At 63.3% G+C, this 18,741-nt stretch carries 12 protein-coding genes; 5 read left to right on the forward strand and 7 right to left on the reverse strand.

Annotated features, from left to right (window positions below):
- Nucleotides 1-13: 13 nt before the first annotated feature.
- The 3 genes from scpB (at nucleotide 14) to OH705_RS14835 (ending at nucleotide 4,126) form a co-directional block, all read left to right on the forward strand.
- The gene (gene scpB, locus OH705_RS14825; protein WP_038706582.1) at nucleotides 14-775 is read left to right on the forward strand and encodes an SMC-Scp complex subunit ScpB; all 762 of its coding nucleotides are present in this window, start codon (nucleotides 14-16) and stop codon (nucleotides 773-775) included.
- Nucleotides 776-920: 145 nt separating this feature from the next.
- On the forward strand, nucleotides 921-1,985 hold the full coding sequence (rluB, locus tag OH705_RS14830) for a 23S rRNA pseudouridine(2605) synthase RluB (RefSeq protein ID WP_267302430.1): 1,065 nt from the start codon (nucleotides 921-923) through the stop codon (nucleotides 1,983-1,985).
- Nucleotides 1,986-2,707: 722 nt separating this feature from the next.
- Entirely contained in the window at nucleotides 2,708-4,126 is a 1,419-nt protein-coding gene (locus tag OH705_RS14835) for an amino acid permease (RefSeq protein ID WP_023632492.1), read from the forward strand.
- Nucleotides 4,127-4,198: 72 nt separating this feature from the next.
- On the opposite strand, the gene OH705_RS14840 is transcribed toward OH705_RS14835, so the two are convergent.
- Nucleotides 4,199-5,080: a LysR substrate-binding domain-containing protein gene (locus tag OH705_RS14840; protein WP_267302431.1), complete on the reverse strand. Its 882-nt coding sequence runs from the start codon at nucleotides 5,078-5,080 to the stop codon at nucleotides 4,199-4,201.
- Nucleotides 5,081-5,231: 151 nt separating this feature from the next.
- On the opposite strand from OH705_RS14840, the gene OH705_RS14845 reads away from it, so the two are divergent.
- A complete protein-coding gene (locus OH705_RS14845) occupies nucleotides 5,232-8,249 on the forward strand; it encodes an FAD-binding and (Fe-S)-binding domain-containing protein (protein ID WP_267302432.1) in 3,018 nt (1,005 codons plus the stop codon).
- Between the two features lie 134 nt (nucleotides 8,250-8,383).
- On the opposite strand, the gene OH705_RS14850 is transcribed toward OH705_RS14845, so the two are convergent.
- From OH705_RS14850 to phhA, 6 genes are all read right to left on the reverse strand, one after another.
- Nucleotides 8,384-9,586, reverse strand: a complete 1,203-nt coding sequence (locus tag OH705_RS14850; RefSeq protein ID WP_267302433.1) for an MFS transporter — start codon at nucleotides 9,584-9,586, stop codon at nucleotides 8,384-8,386.
- A gap of 125 nt (nucleotides 9,587-9,711) precedes the next feature.
- Nucleotides 9,712-13,980 carry a deaminase domain-containing protein gene (locus OH705_RS14855; protein WP_267302434.1) on the reverse strand — a complete coding sequence of 1,423 codons (4,269 nt, stop codon included), beginning with the start codon at nucleotides 13,978-13,980 and terminating at the stop codon, nucleotides 9,712-9,714.
- 162 nt (nucleotides 13,981-14,142) lie between these two features.
- Nucleotides 14,143-14,271 (reverse strand): hypothetical protein, encoded by a 129-nt coding sequence (locus OH705_RS14860; RefSeq protein WP_023628479.1) that lies wholly within the window; start codon nucleotides 14,269-14,271, stop codon nucleotides 14,143-14,145.
- A gap of 223 nt (nucleotides 14,272-14,494) precedes the next feature.
- The gene (locus OH705_RS14865) at nucleotides 14,495-15,691 is read right to left on the reverse strand and encodes an amino acid aminotransferase (RefSeq protein WP_167335919.1); all 1,197 of its coding nucleotides are present in this window, start codon (nucleotides 15,689-15,691) and stop codon (nucleotides 14,495-14,497) included.
- Nucleotides 15,688-16,044 carry a 4a-hydroxytetrahydrobiopterin dehydratase gene (locus tag OH705_RS14870; RefSeq protein WP_023628481.1) on the reverse strand — a complete coding sequence of 119 codons (357 nt, stop codon included), beginning with the start codon at nucleotides 16,042-16,044 and terminating at the stop codon, nucleotides 15,688-15,690. The genes OH705_RS14865 and OH705_RS14870 overlap by 4 nt, the downstream gene beginning before the upstream one ends.
- 38 nt (nucleotides 16,045-16,082) lie before the next feature.
- On the reverse strand, nucleotides 16,083-16,871 hold the full coding sequence (phhA, locus tag OH705_RS14875; protein WP_023628482.1) for a phenylalanine 4-monooxygenase: 789 nt from the start codon (nucleotides 16,869-16,871) through the stop codon (nucleotides 16,083-16,085).
- 255 nt (nucleotides 16,872-17,126) lie between these two features.
- On the opposite strand from phhA, the gene OH705_RS14880 reads away from it, so the two are divergent.
- Nucleotides 17,127-18,686, forward strand: a complete 1,560-nt coding sequence (locus tag OH705_RS14880) for a sigma-54-dependent transcriptional regulator (protein WP_267302436.1) — start codon at nucleotides 17,127-17,129, stop codon at nucleotides 18,684-18,686.
- The last annotated feature ends 55 nt before the right edge of the window (nucleotides 18,687-18,741 follow it).

Below are 18,741 nucleotides of genomic sequence, written 5' to 3' on the forward strand. Positions count from 1 at the left end.
CTGACAACTATCGATGAACCTGAACGAACCCCGTGAACTGGCGTCGCTGATCGAGGCCTTCCTGCTTGCCTCGGGCAAGCCGCAATCCCTCGAGCGCCTGTACGAGCTGTTCGAGGAGGCCGAGCGCCCGGCCCCCGCCGTTTTCAAGAAGGCCCTGGAAGTGCTGGGCAAGTCCTGCGCTGGCCGCGCCTTCGAGCTCAAGGAAGTAGCGACCGGCTATCGCCTGCAGATCCGCGAGGACTACGCACCCTGGGTCGGCCGCCTCTGGGAGGAGCGTCCGCAGCGCTATTCCCGCGCGCTGCTGGAAACCATGGCGCTGATCGCCTACCGCCAGCCCATCACCCGTGGCGAGATCGAGGACGTGCGGGGTGTGGCGGTCAACAGCAACATCATCAAGACGCTCATGGAACGCGAGTGGATCCGCATCGTCGGCTACCGCGAGGTGCCCGGGCGACCGGCGATGTTCGCCACCACCAAGGCATTCCTCGATCATTTCAACCTCAAGAGCCTCGATGAGCTGCCGGCGTTGGCCGAGCTGCGCGAGCTGGAGGTGGAACCCGAGGTCGATCCGGACGATGCGCCGGTACCCGCACACCTGCAAGCCCTGGCCGATGCCAGCCTGGGCGAGGAGGGCGAGGAAATGGAGCCGAAGGAGGAGACCAGCTTCCGCTCGCTGCTGGTGGAGCTCGATGCAATGGAAGAAGGGCTCAAGATCGATTTCGATGATTTGCGCGATGAGGCTTCCACCGAGCCCGAGGACGAACCAAAGGCCTGACAACCTAACTCTGTGGAAGCTGGCTTGCGCCTTTGGGCGGAATCTGCTGAACGATCGGCAAAAACCTTCTACCCTCCAGTGCGTTCCCTTGCTGAACCGCGTATGATGCGCGCCCGCTTTCACTACTACACCGGGAGGTGCCCAGATGAGTGACAAAGACCTGCAAGACCAACAACCTACCCCGCCGTCCGGCGAAAAGCTGCAGAAGGTGCTGGCGCGCATCGGCGTCGGCTCGCGCCGTGACGTCGAGGCCTGGATCGGCCAGGGCCGGATCAAGGTCAACGGCGTCGAGGCCACCCTCGGCCTGCGCGTCGACCTGCACGACGCCATCACCGTCGACGGCAAGCTGATCAAGCGCGTCGAAGCCGCCGAGGCGACCCGCCGCGTAATCATGTACAACAAGCCCGACGGCGAGATCTGCACCCGTGACGACCCGGAAGGCCGCCCGACCGTGTTCGACCGCCTGCCGCGGCCGAAAGAGGGCCGCTGGATCAACATCGGCCGCCTGGACATCAACACCACCGGCCTGCTGCTGTTCACCACCGACGGTGAGCTGGCCAACCGCCTGATGCACCCGTCTTATGAAATGGACCGCGAGTACGCAGTGCGTGTGCGCGGCGAAGTCGACGACGACATGGTCGACCGGCTCAAGGCCGGCGTGGTGCTCGAGGATGGCCCGGCCAAGTTCACCGATATCCAGAAGGCGCCAGGTGGCGAAGGCTTCAACCACTGGTACCACTGCGTGGTGATGGAAGGACGCAACCGTGAGGTGCGTCGCCTGTGGGAATCCCAGGGTGTGGTGGTCAGCCGCCTGAAGCGCGTGCGTTTCGGCCCGGTGTTCCTCAACTCCGACCTGCCGATGGGCCGCTGGCGCGAAATGAGCCAGGGCGAGATCGACATTCTCGCCGCGGAAGTCGGCCTGCAGCCGGTGGCACTGCCGGAAATGAAGCTCAAGGCCAAGGACAAGCTCGAGCGCCTGCAGCGCAAGTCGACCCGTCCGCTGGGGCGTGGCGAGCGCGTGCGCACCCTGCGTCCTGCCGCCGAAGGCCAAGCCGAGCGTCCGGCACGTGCGCCGCGTGAAGACGCAGCGCCGCGCAAGGGCAGCCGCGGCAGCACGGTGGCCGAGCGTCCGAGCGAGATGCGCAAGCGTCCGTCCCGTCCTGAAGGCGACAAGCCGGCAGGTCGTGGTCGCGGCAAGCCGCGCGGCTGATTCGGCCCGGTAGCGAGAGAGCCAGCCTTCGGGCTGGCTTTTTTGTGCCTGCGGTAAATGGCCCATCGCGGGGCAAGCCGCTCCCACGAATAGTGTGCGCATCGAGGCAGCGGGCCTGCCCCGCAATGGGGCGCAAGGCGGCCCCAAGTACTTGAACGGACAGAAAATTTCCCGACTAGTGGCAAATTTTCAAACCACCTTGTAAAGAAAATTATACGTTTTTGGGCGTTTTACCGGGCTTAGCTGTGCTTTTCCATTCTTCGTCACAAAATCTTTCCAAAGCCTGCGCGCCAGAGCCTCCCCGGCCCTCTCCACCCCCTTCCCAAACCCCCGCCCAGGCGCTGAGATAGCGCCATTGCCGTGTGCAGAGCCAGGCAGGATCGCCAGGCACTTAAAACAACAAAATGGAGGCGCCATGCACGCCGATCACTCCGCCTTTTCAGGCCTTCACCCCAGGAACGCTGCGTTTTTTCCACAGGAAACGATGCAACGCGTTGACGCCTGCGCGTTTGCAGGGGTATACAATGCGCCGCGTTTTACCTGTGACTCCCTTGCGTACCGCGCACGCTTGCTGACACCCGGTTGATCCGCCCCTGGCCACCAAGGCCACGAGCGACTGCCCGTCACAAGTATCCAAGGTAACCACCTTGCCCATTCCGCTGCGCCACGAGTGCGGTGGGTCCGATTCCGTCACAGATAAAAACAAGCAGGTGACTTCGTTCATGAGTGGACATAACTCACAGTCCGGCGAACTCAAGCGTGGCTTGAAGAACCGCCATATCCAATTGATCGCCCTGGGCGGCGCCATCGGCACCGGGTTGTTCCTGGGCTCGGCCGGTGTGATGAAGTCCGCCGGTCCGTCGATGATCCTCGGCTATGCGATCTGCGGCTTCATCGCCTTCATGATCATGCGCCAGCTCGGCGAGATGATCGTCGAAGAGCCGGTGGCCGGTTCCTTCAGCCATTTCGCGCACAAGTACTGGGGCGGTTTCGCCGGCTTCCTATCGGGCTGGAACTGCTGGGTGCTGTATATCCTGGTGGGCATGTCGGAACTGTCGGCGGTGGGCAAGTACGTCCACTACTGGTGGCCGGAAATCCCGACCTGGGTAACCGCGGCGGCGTTCTTCCTGCTGATCAACGCGATCAACCTGATGAACGTGAAGTTCTTTGGCGAAGCCGAATTCTGGTTCGCCATCATCAAGGTGGTGGCCATCGTCAGCATGATCGGCCTGGGTGCCTACCTGCTGACCAGCGGCAGCGGCGGTCCTGAAGCCTCGGTGACCAACCTGTGGGCCCATGGTGGTTTCTTCCCGCACGGTGTCAGCGGGCTGGTGATGGCGCTGGCGTTCATCATGTTCTCCTTCGGTGGCCTGGAGATGCTCGGCTTCACCGCCGCCGAGGCCGACAAGCCGAAGACCGTGATCCCCAAGGCGATCAACCAGGTCATCTACCGCATCCTGATCTTCTATGTCGGCGCCCTGGTGGTGCTGCTGTCGCTGACCCCGTGGGACAACCTGGTGGCGAGCATCGACGCCTCCGGCGGCAGCTACGGCAGCAGCCCGTTCGTCCAGGTGTTCTCGTTGCTGGGCAGCGACGTGGCGGCCCACCTGCTGAACTTCGTGGTCCTGACCGCGGCGCTGTCGGTGTACAACAGCGGCACCTACTGCAACGCCCGCATGCTGCTGGGCATGGCCGAGCAAGGTGATGCGCCGGCGGCGCTGGCCAAGGTCGACCGCCGCGGCGTGCCGGTACGTTCGATCCTGGTCTCGGCAGCCGTGACCCTGATCGCGGTGCTGCTCAACTACCTGATGCCGCAGAATGCCCTGGAGCTGCTGATGTCGCTGGTGGTGGCGACCCTGGTGATCAACTGGGCGATGATCAGCTACTCGCACCTCAAGTTCCGCCAACACCTTGACCGCACCGGCCAGAAGCCGCTGTTCAAGGCCCTGTGGTACCCGTACGGCAACTACCTGGTGCTGGCGTTCGTGGTGCTGATCCTGGGCATCATGCTGCAGATTCCGGGCATCCAGGTGTCGGTGTACGCGATGCCGGTGTGGCTGGTAGTGATGTATGTGGCCTACCAGCTCAAGAGCAAGCGTGGCTCCCAGGCCAATGGCGCTGCCGGCAGCATCGCCAAGTAAGCGCTGAGGCGCACCAACAAGAAACCCGATGCCGAGTAACCGGCATCGGGTTTTTTGTTGCCCGTGCCCGCCTCAGATCTGTTCGAGCAACCAGCCACGAAACGCTCGCAACGATGGCAATGCCTCGTTCCTGGGCGGATAGATCAGGTAGTAGCTGCGCTGGCTGGCAAACGGTGTGCCCGGGCTGAACAGTTCGCCGCTGGCCAGTTCCTCCTGCACCAGGATCCTGGGCACCAGGCCAATGCCTATGCCTGCCCGAACTGCCTGAATCAAATGCGAGGTCAGCTCGAAACTTGGCCCAAGGCGCATCGCCCGGTGGGGCAGGGCATGGTGGGAAAACCACTCGCCCCAGGCATGGGGGTTGTTGGCGACGTTGAGCAGTACTTCCTCGCTGATCTTTTGCGGGCTCCATTGGCCATCCGCATTGGCTTCGGGTGGCAGGATCACCACCAATTCCTCGGCATGCAGGCGATGGCAGATCAGTCCGGGCAGGTCGTGGCTGGCAACGCCGATGGCCGCGTCGATTTCGCTAGTGTCGAAGTTGATGGCTTCGATACGTGAATGAATGTGTACCAGCATGCCGGGGTGAGCGCCGTAGAAGGCATGCAGGCGCGGTAGCAGCCATTTCGAGCCGAAGGTCGGCAGCGTTGCCAGGCGCAGGGTTCCGACGCCCGACTGATAGGCCAAGGCCTGCAGGGTGGCGCTGCGGATGCGCCCGAGGGCTTCGCTGAGTTCGCGCTGGTAGAGGCGGCCGACGTCGGTCAGTTGCACCTGACGCCCTTCGCGGCGAAACAGGGTGAGCCCCAGCTGTTGCTCCAGTGCCTGCACCTGCCGGCTCACCGCGCTCTGGGTCAGCGACAGCTCGGCGGCGGCGCGGGTATAGCTTTCATGCCGCGCGGCGGCCTCGAAAGCCAGCAGGAGCGACATCGAAGGGGTGAGGTGGCGGTAATTCATTCATAAAGCTCATCGATAGCGGCAGGAATATCCGTTTGCCCCTGGCGCGAAACTACAGGAACATTGACGTATTCGAAATCCTCCCATGATCCATTCATGCCGGAGCGACAAGATTTCCGTGAATTAGCCGATATCAAAGAGGCATCCTTCGATGATCGCCCAGCTGCCGCCCCGCGCGCCCGCCGCCCAATACCCCGAATTCCTCGACGCCCTGAAGAACAGCGGCTTCCGTGGCCAGATCAGCGCCGACTACGGCACCCGCACCGTGCTGGCCACCGACAACTCGATCTACCAGCGCCTGCCCCAGGCGGCGGTGTTCCCGCTGGACGTCGACGACGTGGCGCGGGTCGCCACGCTGATGGCCGAGCCGCGTTTTCGTGACATCAAGCTGACCCCGCGTGGCGGCGGTACCGGCACCAACGGCCAGTCGCTGACCGACGGCATCGTCGTCGACCTGTCGCGGCATATGAACAGCATCCTTGAAATCAACGTTGAGCAACGCTGGGTTCGGGTGCAGGCGGGTGTGGTCAAGGACCAGCTGAATGCCGCGCTCAAGCCCCACGGGCTGTTCTTCGCCCCGGAGCTGTCCACCTCCAACCGCGCCACCGTCGGCGGCATGATCAACACCGACGCCAGTGGCCAGGGCAGCTGCACCTACGGCAAGACCCGCGACCACGTGCTCGAATTGCACAGCGTGCTGCTCGGCGGTGAGCGCCTGCACAGCCTGCCGATCGACGATGCGGCGCTGGAGCAGGCCTGCGCCGCCCCAGGCCGGGTCGGCGAGGTGTACCGCATGGCCCGCGAGATCCAGGAAACCCAGGGCGAGTTGATCGAGAGCACCTTCCCCAAGCTCAACCGCTGCCTGACCGGCTACGACCTGGCGCACCTACGCGACGATCAGGGCCGCTTCAACCTCAACAGCGTGCTGTGCGGGGCCGAGGGCTCGCTGGGCTATGTGGTCGAGGCCAAGCTCAATGTGTTGCCGATCCCCAAGTACGCGGTGCTGGTCAACGTACGCTACACCAGCTTCATGGATGCCCTGCGCGACGCCAATGCGCTGATGGCGCACAGGCCGCTGTCGATCGAGACCGTAGACTCCAAGGTGCTGATGCTGGCGATGAAGGACATCGTCTGGCACAGCGTCGCCGAATACTTCCCGGCCGACCCCGAGCGCCCGACCCTGGGCATCAACCTGGTGGAGTTCTGCGGTGACGAACCGGACGAGGTCAACGCCAGGGTCCAGGCCTTCGTCGCGCACCTGCAGGCGGACAAGAGTGTCGAGCGCCTGGGCCACACCCTCGCCGAAGGCGCCGAAGCGGTGACCCGCGTCTATGTGATGCGTAAGCGCTCAGTAGGGCTGCTGGGCAACGTAGAGGGTGAAGTGCGCCCGCAGCCGTTCGTCGAGGACACCGCGGTTCCGCCGGAGCAACTGGCCGATTACATTGCCGACTTCCGTGCATTGCTCGATGGCTATGGCCTGGCCTACGGCATGTTCGGCCATGTCGATGCCGGTGTGCTGCACGTGCGCCCGGCGCTGGACATGAAAGACCCGGCCCAGGCCGCGCTGGTCAAGCCGATCTCCGATGCCGTGGCGGCGCTGACCAAGAGCTATGGGGGCCTGCTGTGGGGCGAGCACGGCAAGGGCCTGCGCTCGGAGTACGTGCCGGAGTACTTCGGCGAGCTGTACCCGGCGCTGCAGCGGCTCAAAGGCGCGTTCGACCCGCACAACCAGCTCAACCCGGGCAAGATCTGCACCCCACCGGACAGCGCCGAAGGCCTGACCCCGGTTGATGGCGTGACCCTGCGCGGCGACCTGGACCGCAGCATCGATGAGCGCGTGTGGCAGAGCTTCGGCAGCGCAGTGCACTGCAACGGCAACGGCGCCTGCTACAACTACGACCCCAACGACGCCATGTGCCCGTCGTGGAAGGCCACCCGCGAACGCCAGCACTCGCCCAAGGGCCGTGCCTCGCTGATCCGTGAGTGGCTGCGCCTGCAGGGCGAGGCGAACATCGATGTGCTCGCCGCCGCCCAGCGCAAGGCCTCCTGGCTCAAGGGGTTGCCGGCGCGGCTGCGCAACAGCCGTGCGCAACGGCAGGGGCAGCACGACTTCTCCCACGAGGTGTACGACGCCATGGCCGGTTGCCTGGCGTGCAAGTCCTGCGCGGGGCAGTGCCCGATCAAGGTCAACGTGCCGGATTTCCGCTCACGCTTCCTCGAGCTGTATCACGGCCGCTACCAGCGTCCGCTGCGCGACTACCTGATCGGCTCGCTGGAGTTCACCATCCCGTACCTGGCTCATGCGCCGGGCCTGTACAACGCGGTGATGGGCTCGAAGTGGGTGAGCAGGCTGCTGGCGGACAAGGTCGGCATGGTCGACAGCCCGCTGATCAGTCGTTTCAACTTCCAGGCCACCCTGACCCGTTGCCGGGTTCAGGTTGCCAGCGTGCCCGCGCTGCGTGAGCTGACCCCGGCCCAGCGCGAGCGCAGCATCGTGCTGGTGCAGGACGCCTTCACGCGCTATTTCGAGACGCCACTGCTGGCCTCGTTCATCGAGCTGGCCCATCGCCTGGGGCACAAGGTGTTCCTCGCGCCCTACAGCGCCAACGGCAAGCCGCTGCATGTGCAGGGTTTTCTCGGTGCCTTCGCCAAGGCGGCGGTCCGCAACGCCACCCAGCTCAAGGCCTTGGCCGACTGCGGCGTGCCGCTGGTGGGGTTGGACCCAGCGATGACCCTGGTCTATCGCCAGGAGTACCAGAAGGTCGATGGCGTGGAGTGCCCGTCGGTACTGCTGCCCCAGGAGTGGCTGATGAACGTGCTGCCCGAGCAGGCGCCGTTCAAGGCCGACAGCTTCCGCCTGATGGCCCACTGCACCGAGAAGACCAATGTGCCGGCCAGTACCAGGCAGTGGGAGCAGGTATTCGCCCGCCTGGGGTTGAAGCTGGTCACCGAGGCCACCGGCTGCTGCGGTATGTCTGGTACCTATGGGCACGAGGCGCGTAACCAGGAGGTCTCGAAGACCATCTTCGAGCAGTCCTGGGCGACCAAGCTGGACAAGGCGGGGGAGGCCCTGGCGACTGGGTATTCATGCCGCAGCCAGGTCAAGCGCATGACCGAGAAGCAACTGCGCCACCCGCTGGAGGTAGTGCTGCAGTTCGCGCAGCGCTAGTGATATTGTCGGGGCCGCTAGGCGGCCCAATCGCCGGCAAGCCGGCTCCCACTCTGATCGCATAAGCCCGAGACATGCGCTAACCCTGTGGGAGCCGGCTTGCTGGCGATTAGGCCGGTGAAGCTACAGCCGAATCAGGATTGATGTGCACTTTGGCGCATCCGCCGCGCCTGGCGATACAGGTACAGGCTCAGCACCAGCCCGCACGCCGCCGCCCCAGCCGCAAACAGGAACATCGAGGCAAAGCCGAAGCCAGCCGCCACGGCGCCCACCAACGGTCCGGTGATGCCCAGCGACAGGTCGATGAACAGCGAGTAGGCCCCCACCGCCGCGCCGCGGTTGGCCGCCGATACCTGGTTGACCGCCTCCACCCCCAGTGCCGGGAACACCAGCGAGAACCCGAAACCGCTCAACGCTGCACCCGCCAGGGCCAATCCGGGCGTCGGCGCCAGCCATAGCATCAGCAATCCCAGGGTTTCCACCGACAGGCAGACGACAGCGACGCGAAAACCGCCGATACGGTTGATCAGGTGGCCAAACAGCAGTCGTGCACAGATGAAGCTGGCGCCGAACAGGCTCAAGGTCAGTGCGGCGTCTGGCCAATCGCGGCTGGCATAGTACAGCGTGATGAAGGTGGCGATGGTGCCGAAGCCGATCGAGCCCAGGGCCAGGCCAGCTCCATGGGGGAACACTTTTCCCAGCACCCGCAGGAACGGCAGGCGAACGCCGGCGACCACCGGCGCGGCGCGTTTGGGCCAGGCCAGCAGCAAGCCGAGCGCGCCCAGCAGGATGATGCTCGCGCCCATGCTCCACAGGCCCAGTTGCTTGACCATCAGCACCCCCAGTGGCGCGCCGATGGCCAGTGCGCCATAACTGGCGATGCCATTCCACGAAATGACCTTGGCAGTGTTCTGCGAGCCGACCCGCCCGATCCCCCAGCCGATTGAACCCGATCCCACCAGGCTTTCGGCGCTGCCCAACACCAGGCGGCCGACGAACAGGCAAGCCAGGCTCATCCAGGGCAGGTGGGTAAGGAAGCTGCAGGCCAGCATCAAAACGCCGCTCAGGCCGCAGCCGAACAGGCCGTACATGACCGCTTTCTTGCTACCGAGGTTATCGATGACGCGGCTGGCGGTGGGGCGGCTGAGCAGGGTGGCCAGGTACTGCACACTGATCACCAGGCCCGCAATCACGGTACTGAAGCCCAGTTCGTTGTGTACGTAGCCGGGCAGCACGGCCAGCGGAATGCCGATGCTCAGGTAGCCGATGAAGGTAAACAGGACAATGGCGACCACCTGGGGCGTGGTCGCGAGGGATGAAGGCCGATGCTCGGGCATGATAGGTTCCGGAACCGATAAAGCGAATGCCGGGACATCATAGCCGCGCAGGCCAAGGTTTGTAGATGAAGGATTTCGTTGGAAGCGATGGCCGCCTTGACCACCGCCAGATTCTCTCGCAAGCGTCAGTTGTTGTACGGCAGCAGCCAACTGACGCTGAACTCGGCATTCGGGTAGTCAAGGCGTAGGCGGGGGAGGACAAAGCCGCCACAGGAGCGGCAAGTATCCATCAGGGTGAAGACCTTGATGCTGGCCACGTCGTCGGGCCGGTTGAGAAGGTCCTGGTTGATCGTCGAGGCGATCAGGCGCTCGGAGTCCAGGTGGCGGCGGTGGTTCCTGATGGTCAGCCAGTTGGCGCGTCGCAATACCGGGAGATGAGTGAAGCGTGGGTCCGGGTCCACCCCCTGCATGCGTGCGCGGGCGTCGATGTAGTCGATAGGTGGATGCTGGCCGGGCGCAGGGGTGGTGACAATGATTCCCCTTCTGGCCCGGCCGCCGGAAAGTGCGAAGTACACGCGGCGATTGCCGTTGCCGAAGGTGACTGTGGCGAAGGCCAGGTTGGCGCCCGACAGATGTTGCTTCAATTGTTCCATGCCGTCATCAGTGAGCATCTGGGCTAGGGTCATCGGGGCGTACTCGGCACGTGTGCCTGAGGCCGGCAGCAACCGATTGAGGATGCCGTTTACATGCAATTGCTCCACGGTGGTGAACCTGGCCAGGTTATGGAAGCGGGGGATGATTGATTTGTTCAGCCCCATCACGTCGGTGAGTGAAAAACCGGCCAGGCCATCCTGGGCATGGGCTGATGTCAGAATATTACGTGCGAAGAGTGGGTACTGCGATTCCTCCATTTGGTCGAGCGCACTATGCAGGGCGGTCGGCCCGGTGGGGGGCGCGGTGCGTCGCTGGTGGCGCATCCAGTCGCGCAACAAGCCTGCGAGGTTGTCGATGTCTTGTTGCAGGTCAGGTCGAGAGGCCACTATTCGATAGGTTTCGCTGACGTCAAGATACTGGGTGATGGCGTCGAGGTTAGTGACCCGGGTGAATGTCAGGCGTGTGCTTTGCTCTGGCACGGGATATCGGGTAGGGCTCAGCGTGCCATTTAGCAGGGCTGCTACCTGACTGCGTTGCCAAGCCTCGAAATCGAAAGGTGTGCCATAGAATACGCCGGTATCGGCTTCGACCAGCAACCAGTCCCGATCGCGATAGTGTACGCGAGCACCGCGCAAGGTACGCCGATCAGCGAGCACTCGGCTCAGCCTGCCAAGCCTTACGGGTGGGCAATGGCCGGTGAGCAGCGCGACTTGGTCGGCTGTCATGGAGGCGGGTAGGCCAAACCAGTGCTCGCTCAGGGGGTAGCCAGGCACTCCCTCGTTGTAACAGTGCGCAATGTTGGGTAACCCCATCAAATCGGCGTCTTCATCACTCAACGGTTTGAGAATCAAGCGTTGGGTGTGGTGGCCCCTGTTGGGCATCACTTCCTCGGTGTACTGCACCAGCCGGTTCTCCCTGATCATGACGTGGGCAACGCTATCGCTGTTCGCGCCGTTCGCCCGGTAGGTGATCGGTACTGGTTCGATGCGAATGGTCTCGAATGCCCGGCTGACCTGCTGGCCGTACGCTGGCGTGCCGGCTTGGTTGGCAACAGGCGCCAGCTGTATCGCAATCCCCTGTGGTGGCGCGTCGGGGTAAGGGGGGGGCAGGCGCACAGGGGGCTGTGACCACAGCAATGGCGTCTGTGGTACACGCTGGGCCAAGCCTGCGGATTGACCGATCCGGTGGCGGTAGGCGACACCATTGATGATTGCGTCTACATGATCAGGGTCGCGGAGGATAAAGATCGGGTAGACCACCGGGTTGGACGTCTTGTCCCAGGCCCGGGTGATATCCTCGCCTTCGCCGAGCAGCAGCGTGATGACATCGGGTTTATGGCCGGGTAGCAGTTTTTCTTGAGGGAGTACTGCGCCGAGCTGTGCGCGGGCACTCTCATCGAGGGCGCCGCTCCAGCTTCCGGAGCCTGCGCCATGGCGATACAGCTTGGCGGGTATCGGCTGGTCTTTCCAGTACCTGGCGGCTTGCAGCATTCCAAGGCGCATGGCGCTGGCGCTCTTGCCGGCCATACCATATAGCCTCGCCAGGGGCCTTATTATGCGCCCACCGAGGGCAAATGTTGAGCCCAGGGCGCCAAGGGCGTCCAAGCCGCAGCTCAGGGCTTCGGTACCACTGCGAACGTCCGCGCAGCTGAGTCCTGGCACAGTGTTGGAGAGCAGTCTTAACAGATAGCGCCCCGTGCTGTCCTTGCGCTTTTCGGCAAGAAAAAGTTCGAGAGGCGTTGCGCCCTTGCCGCTGCTGTAAAGCTCATCGCGGTTCCCCAGGGCCACCGAAGTGGCGTAACAGCGGGCCAGTGCCTGCAACCGGTCTTCGTTCGGTGCACTGGCCAGCGCGACAGTTTCTGCAATGGAGCTGGTGTGCCAGGGGAGATCGACTTCGTTGTACTCCCGGTAGTCGAAATGAAGTGTTGCGGTCCATACCGCGCGCCGCTGTGCGGTAACGACGTGGCGGCGCCATTTCAATGTTTCCGGAAACAGTTCATAAAGGGTATCTGCCGCCTCCCCGGGAAGATAGACGACTATCCCTTGGGTGCCGATTTCTGGCTTCCAGTCAGAGGCCGGCGAGTGTTCCTGCCTGGGAATGCCGCCTTTGACAGGACCTATGTAGGTCGGCCAAGTGACCGCATGGCACTGCCACCTGCCGTCACGCAATTGGCGTTGAGCCGTTTGCGGAAGATGGCGCAGCAAGCGGTGCATCATGTCTTCGTAGACTGCCTGGGCGCGTCGTTGCCACGCCTTGAATTCATGGTCGTAGAGTGCCGTGGCGTCAGGCAGTTTGCTGTGCTGGTAGCCAGCGCCATGGTCCAGATAAGCGTTGAGGTGCAACTGCTTGTCCGCATTTCTGCTGTCAGGCGCGATCCCCGCCTGGCGTAGTTGCCAGCTGGCAAGATCGAAACGATCAGGCAGGTCCCGCAAGCTTTCTCGATCCCACGCAATGAGGTAGTGGTCATAAGCCTGTTGCCAGTGTGATTGCGACCATGGCGGCGACTCGGTGAGGATACCCTGCAACTGCGCCCACTCAGCGAGGGTTTGGGCCAGAACCCGTTCGAACACCGCGGTGTCCTTCTCAGGCAGGTTGGTGGCGCCCTCCGCAGCGTCGAAGGTCACCGGTTTGCGCCGGGCCTGCAACAGGTAGGCGCCTTGGCGCAGGTTGGCCCAGCGCAAGTCGGGCTCATACAGATAGTCAGGGGAGTCATCGTCGATCAGCAATTCTGGCGCGAAACGGCGTATCAGCAGTTCGGCGGCGATTTCCGCCATGGCGGGTACACCGCCGAGATGCATGTAGAGACTGTTGACCAGGTCGAGCCGAATCTCGCTGAAGTGTTCGTACTTGTTATGGGCATTGAACAGCTCGAAATCCAGAATGTGGCCTGGTCGGCGCTGCTCCGCTGGATAGAGTGCATCGATCAGCGCCTGCTCAGCGAGGGCGCGATGCAGTGCAGCGGTTGTCGGGGTGTAGTCCCCTTGGGCTGCCGTCGCCAGGCGCTGGCCCAGGCGTTCGAAAGCTCTGGCGCCAAGCAGCGCTTCGACGACCTGTCCAGGCGGTGCATTCAGGGCCGAACCGTCCATTGCGATGCGCCCAGAAGGGTTCGCCAGCCCGCCCGCCTCGCGCTCGCGAGTGGTGGGATGCCTGTATCGCAATCCTTGGTAGTAGAACGACGCCTGCGCTTGGTTGAGCAGCTTTTCGAACAGGCTGCTGCCGGGAGCATGTGCGAACAGGTGGCCGGCGAGGAGCGGGAGATCAAGGTACTTGCTGGTTTCCAGGGGGGTGTGCCAGCCGCGGTTGGATGCTGCGGTCAGTTGGCCGCGAAGCAGCAGCGTTGCTATGAGATAGGCGTCCGTACGTCTGAGACTCGGGTAATGGTGCCAAAGTGCTTGGCCAAAGCTGCAGACTGCATAAGAGGCGTGCAGATGCGCTCGTGGAAGCAGTTCGGGAAACTTGTGGGTGTCGGCGTCTTTGATGAGCTGTCTGGCCAAGCTTGCATAAAACAGCGCGCAATCGTCCAGGTTCACCTGCAGGGACGTTTCACGCCCTAGAAAACGATTGAGGTGCTGTTTAGCGCTGTCCTTGGCCAGAGCTGCATCCAGGGCGCCTTCAAGCTCCAGGTCAAGCAGCGTTGACGGGTAAAGTGCGCCAAGATCGAATGCTCGATCAAAATGGTCGCTCAGTGAGGTGGCGACGTCTTGTGCACCGGAAAGCTCACTGATGACAACGACCTGTGCCGGGGTAAGTGCGCGAATCCTAGCCCTTTCGGCAGAATCGAGGGTCGAGCGACGTGACATGGCGGCCTCCGCTGTGTGAAAGGCGTCAGTCTGTCGAAACCGGGTACGGCCAGGGCGGTGCCAGGGCACCACACACTGGTGGAGGGAGTTGGCGGTGTGAAAACGTGATGACGGGGATATCCCGCAGGTCAGCCGTTTTCACACTGTCGCAGGGGTGCGCGGCTATTCCTGGTCGGCGCTGGATTGATCGTCACCGTCCTGCTCGACGCCGGGCGTCGGTTCAGCGTGGACAGCAACGGATTGCTCTTCAGGGTTCAGGCTTGGGAAGGGAAGATTCGGGATTTCATGCATCTCGTCGTTCCTCGCAAGTGTGAGTGAAAAGGCAGCGCTTGGCGCATATGAGGCTTCGAAAAGCTGGGGCAGGATACAGCAGTCTGGATGACAGTTTGCGATTTTTCATGGGCGCTGGTCGATTTTCGCGGGCGGCTATCGAACATCGGGAAGCAGGAAGGGCGCGAGAGCGAGCAGCCCGCGACAGTGTTATCGCGGGCTGCTCGCGGGCCATCGGCCAGGTTCAGCGACAGACGTCGGCGACGGCCGCTGCCAGCTGTTCCAGGCGCTTGGCGTCCGCTCCGGCGATGTTCGCCCGGCCGGTACCGACCATGTATACGCTGTGTCGCTCGCGCAGCAGACGCACCTGTTCGGGATTCAGCCCGGTGTAGGAGAACATCCCGCGTTGCGCGGCGATATGCGCGAAGCGCCCGGCCAGGCCATGGGGCTCCAGCGCTTTCACCAGGCCGACGCGAAGCTCGGCGATGCGCTGGCGCATGGCGTTCACTTCCTCGATCCACAACGCCTTGAGTGCCGGGTCACCGAGAATCTCGGCGACCACCGCCGCGCCATGGTCTGGCGGCGTCGACCACAGGTTGCGCGCAATGAACGCCAGCTGGCTGCGCACATCCTGCAGTTTATCGGCGTCGTGGCTGCACACCAGCAGGGCGCCGGTGCGCTCACGGTACAGGCCGAAGTTCTTCGAGCAGGAGCTGGTGATCAGCAGTTCCGGCAGTTCGGCGGCGAACAGGCGCACTGCCCAGGCGTCCTCCTCCAGGCCGTCACCGAAGCCCTGGTAGGCAAAGTCGATCAATGGCAGCAAGTTGCGCCGCTTGACGATGTCGAGCACCGCGCGCCAGTCGTCCCGGCCCAGATCGAAGCCGGTGGGGTTGTGGCAGCAGGCGTGCAGCAACACCACGTCGCCTTGTGGTGCTTGCTCCAGTGCGGCGAGCATGGCGTCGACGTTCAGGCGGTTGTCCGCGCCCACGTAGGGGTAGTGCGACACCTTGAGCCCGGCACCGGCGAAGATCGTCTCGTGGATCGGCCAGGTCGGGTCGCTCAGCCAGATACCGCGGCCCGGCAGGCAGTGGGCGATAAACTCCGCCGCCAGGCGCAGGGCACCTGTGCCGCCAGGGGTCTGGGTGGCGCCGGCGCGCTGGCTTTTGAGCAGCGTGGAATCGCTGCCCAGCACCAGCTCGCTGACCAGGCGTCCAAAAGCTGCATCGCCATGACCGCCAACATAGCTCTTGGTGGCTTGCCGCTCGACCAGGCGTTGCTCAGCCTGCTTTACCGCCGCCGGAATCGGCGTCAGCCCCTGAGCGTCCTTGAACACGCCGACACCCAGGTCGAACTTGGCCGGGTTGCCGTCGCGGGCGTAGGCTTCCATCAGCCCCAGGATCGGGTCGCCAGGGACCCGAGCGATGGCGGCGAAGTGCATCACTTGCGCCCTTCGGCAGTCTTGGCGACCTCGTCGGTGCGCGCGCACATGATGAAGTCGTTGCGGTGCAGGCCTTTGATCGAGTGGCTCCACCAGGTCACGGTGACCTTGCCCCACTCGGTCAGCAGGCCAGGGTGGTGGCCTTCGGCTTCGGCGATCTCGCCGATGGCGTTGGTGAAGGCCAGGGCGTGCTTGAAGTTCTTGAACAGGAACACGCGCTCGAGCTCCATGTGGCCGTCGCGGGTTTCGATGTTCCAGTCCGGGATCAGTCGGATCAGTTCCGCCAGCTCCTCGTCGGTGACTTTCGGCGCATCGGCGCGGCAGGCTTCGCAGTGGGCTTGGTTCAAGGCATTCATGGGTGTTTTCCGGTTTGAGTTGTTATCGACAGGGGCGCTCAGGCAGCGACCTTGGGTGGAAACTTCGGTGCGTGCAGGCCCAGCTGCATGGCCTGGTGGACCATGGCCATGATGTCTTCGTGGGCCAGGTCGAACAGACGCTTCATGTTCGGCAGGACGAAGTACAAGGGCTGCAGGATATCGATGCGGTAGGGCGTGCGCATGGCTTCGATCGGGTCGAAGGCCTGGTGCTCTGGTTCGCTGGACAGGCTGTAGACCGTCTCTTTCGGCGAGGAGAGGATGCCGCCGCCGTAGATCTTGCGGCCTTGCGCGGTCTCCATCAGGCCGAACTCGATGGTCATCCAGTACAGGCGCGCCAGGTAGACACGCTGTTCCTTGGTCGCCGCCAGGCCGAGCTTGCCATAGGTGTGGGTGAATTCGGCGAAGAACGGGTTAGTCAGCAGCGGGCAGTGGCCGAAGATCTCGTGGAAGATGTCCGGCTCCTGCAGGTAGTCCAGCTCTTCCGGGGTGCGGATGAAGGTGGCGACCGGGAAGCGCTTGCTGGCCAGCAGTTCGAAGAAGGTCTGGAAGGGGATCAGCGCAGGGACGCGGGCGACCTGCCAGCCGGTGGTGGCGCCAAGCACCTTGTTGACTTCGCCCAGCTGCGGGATGCGGTCATGGGGCAGCTTGAGCTGGTCGATGCCGTCGAGGTACTCCTGGCATGCCCGGCCTTCGATCACTTTCAACTGACGGGTGATCAGGGTGTTCCACACCGCATGCTCTTGCTGCGGGTAGTCGATAAAGCCATGCGCATCGGGCTCGCGTGCCACGTACTGCGTCTGTTTCATGTGGCTCTCCTGGTGAGGGCGTTCTTGTTATGTACAGGACATACCTTAGGAATATCCCTACAAACGAGGTTTTGCACCGGGGTGCGCGCCCGTCCTGCGCCGCCGTTTATCTTCTGTGCGTAACGATAATTTTACAAAATTAGCGTCATCCCGGAAAATCACGGACATCGAGCTGGGCAGACGGCTATTTTTGTCAGCTTATCTTTACGACTTTTCCGTGGCGCGAGCAAAAACTCGGCCCCTTAGAGAGCCTTCATGCGCATCAAAGTGCATTGCCAGAACCGCATCGGCATTTTGCGGGACATCCTCAACCTGCTGGTGGAGTACGGGATCAACGTGTTGCGCGGCGAAGTGGGGGGAGACCATGGCAATGCCATCTACCTGCACTGCCCGAACCTGATCAACCTGCAGTTCCAGGCCCTGCGGCCCAAGTTCGAGTCGATCGCCGGGGTGTTCGGGGTCAAGCGCGTCGGCCTAATGCCCAGCGAGCGCCGGCACATGGAGCTCAATGCGCTGCTGGGGGCGTTGGACTTCCCGGTGCTGTCGATCGACATGGGCGGCAGCATCGTCGCCGCCAACCGCGGCGCGGCGCAGCTGCTCGGCGTACGGGTGGATGAAGTACCGGGCATTCCGCTGTCGCGATATGTCGAGGACTTCGACCTGCCGGAGCTGATACGGGCCAACAAATCGCGGATCAACGGCCTGCGGATCAAGGTCAAGGGCGATGTGTTCCTGGCCGATATCGCACCGCTGCAGTCCGAGCATGACGACAGTGAAGCCCTGGCCGGCGCGGTAATCACCTTGCACCGCGCGGACCGTATCGGTGAGCGCATCTACAACGTGCGCAAGCAGGAGTTGCGTGGGTTCGACAGCATCTTCCAGAGCTCACGGGTAATGGCCGCCGTGGTGCGCGAGGCGCGGCGCATGGCGCCGTTGGACGCACCGCTGCTGATCGAGGGCGAGACCGGCACCGGCAAGGAGCTGCTGGCGCGGGCCTGTCACCTGGCCAGCCCGCGTGGCCAGGCGCCGTTGATGGCGCTCAACTGCGCCGGCCTGCCCGAGTCGATGGCCGAGACCGAGCTGTTCGGCTATGGGCCGGGGGCGTTCGAGGGCGCGCGGGCCGAGGGCAAGCTGGGGCTGCTGGAGCTGACGGCCGGCGGCACGCTGTTCCTCGACGGGGTGGGGGAGATGAGCCCGCGCTTGCAGGTCAAGTTGCTGCGCTTCCTGCAAGATGGCTGTTTCCGTCGGGTCGGCAGCGACGAAGAGGTGTATCTGGATGTGCGGGTGATCTGCGCGACCCAGGTCGACCTGTCCGAACTGTGTGCCCGTGGCGAGTTCCGCCAGGACCTCTACCACCGCCTCAACGTGCTGTCGCTGCACATCCCGCCGCTGCGCGAATGCTTGGATGGCTTGGAAGGGCTGGTGCAGCATTTCCTCGACCAGGCCAGTCGGCAGATCGGCTGCCCGCTGCCGCGCCTGGCGCCGCCGGCGATGGAAAAACTCGGCCAGTATCATTGGCCGGGCAATGTGCGCCAGTTGGAAAACGTGTTGTTCCAGGCAGTGTCACTGTGCGAAGGCGGGGTGGTGAAGAGCGAACATATCCGCTTGCCGGATTATGGCGCGCGTCAACCGTTGGGCGAGTTTTCCCTGGATGGCGATCTTTCGCAAATTGTCGGGCGGTTTGAAAGGGCGGTATTGGAAAGTTTGATGAGTGAATTTCCAAGTAGTCGGGCGCTGGGGAAAAGATTAGGCGTTTCCCATACGACCATTGCCAACAAGTTGCGAGATTATTCGCTGAACAAGTCGGCGGAATAATCTGGAAGTTTATCGAGGCTTGAATTGATCGCGGGGCAAGCCCACACACGAATGC

This window comes from Pseudomonas sp. BJa3 (assembly GCF_026343815.1).
Lineage (GTDB): Bacteria > Pseudomonadota > Gammaproteobacteria > Pseudomonadales > Pseudomonadaceae > Aquipseudomonas > Aquipseudomonas soli.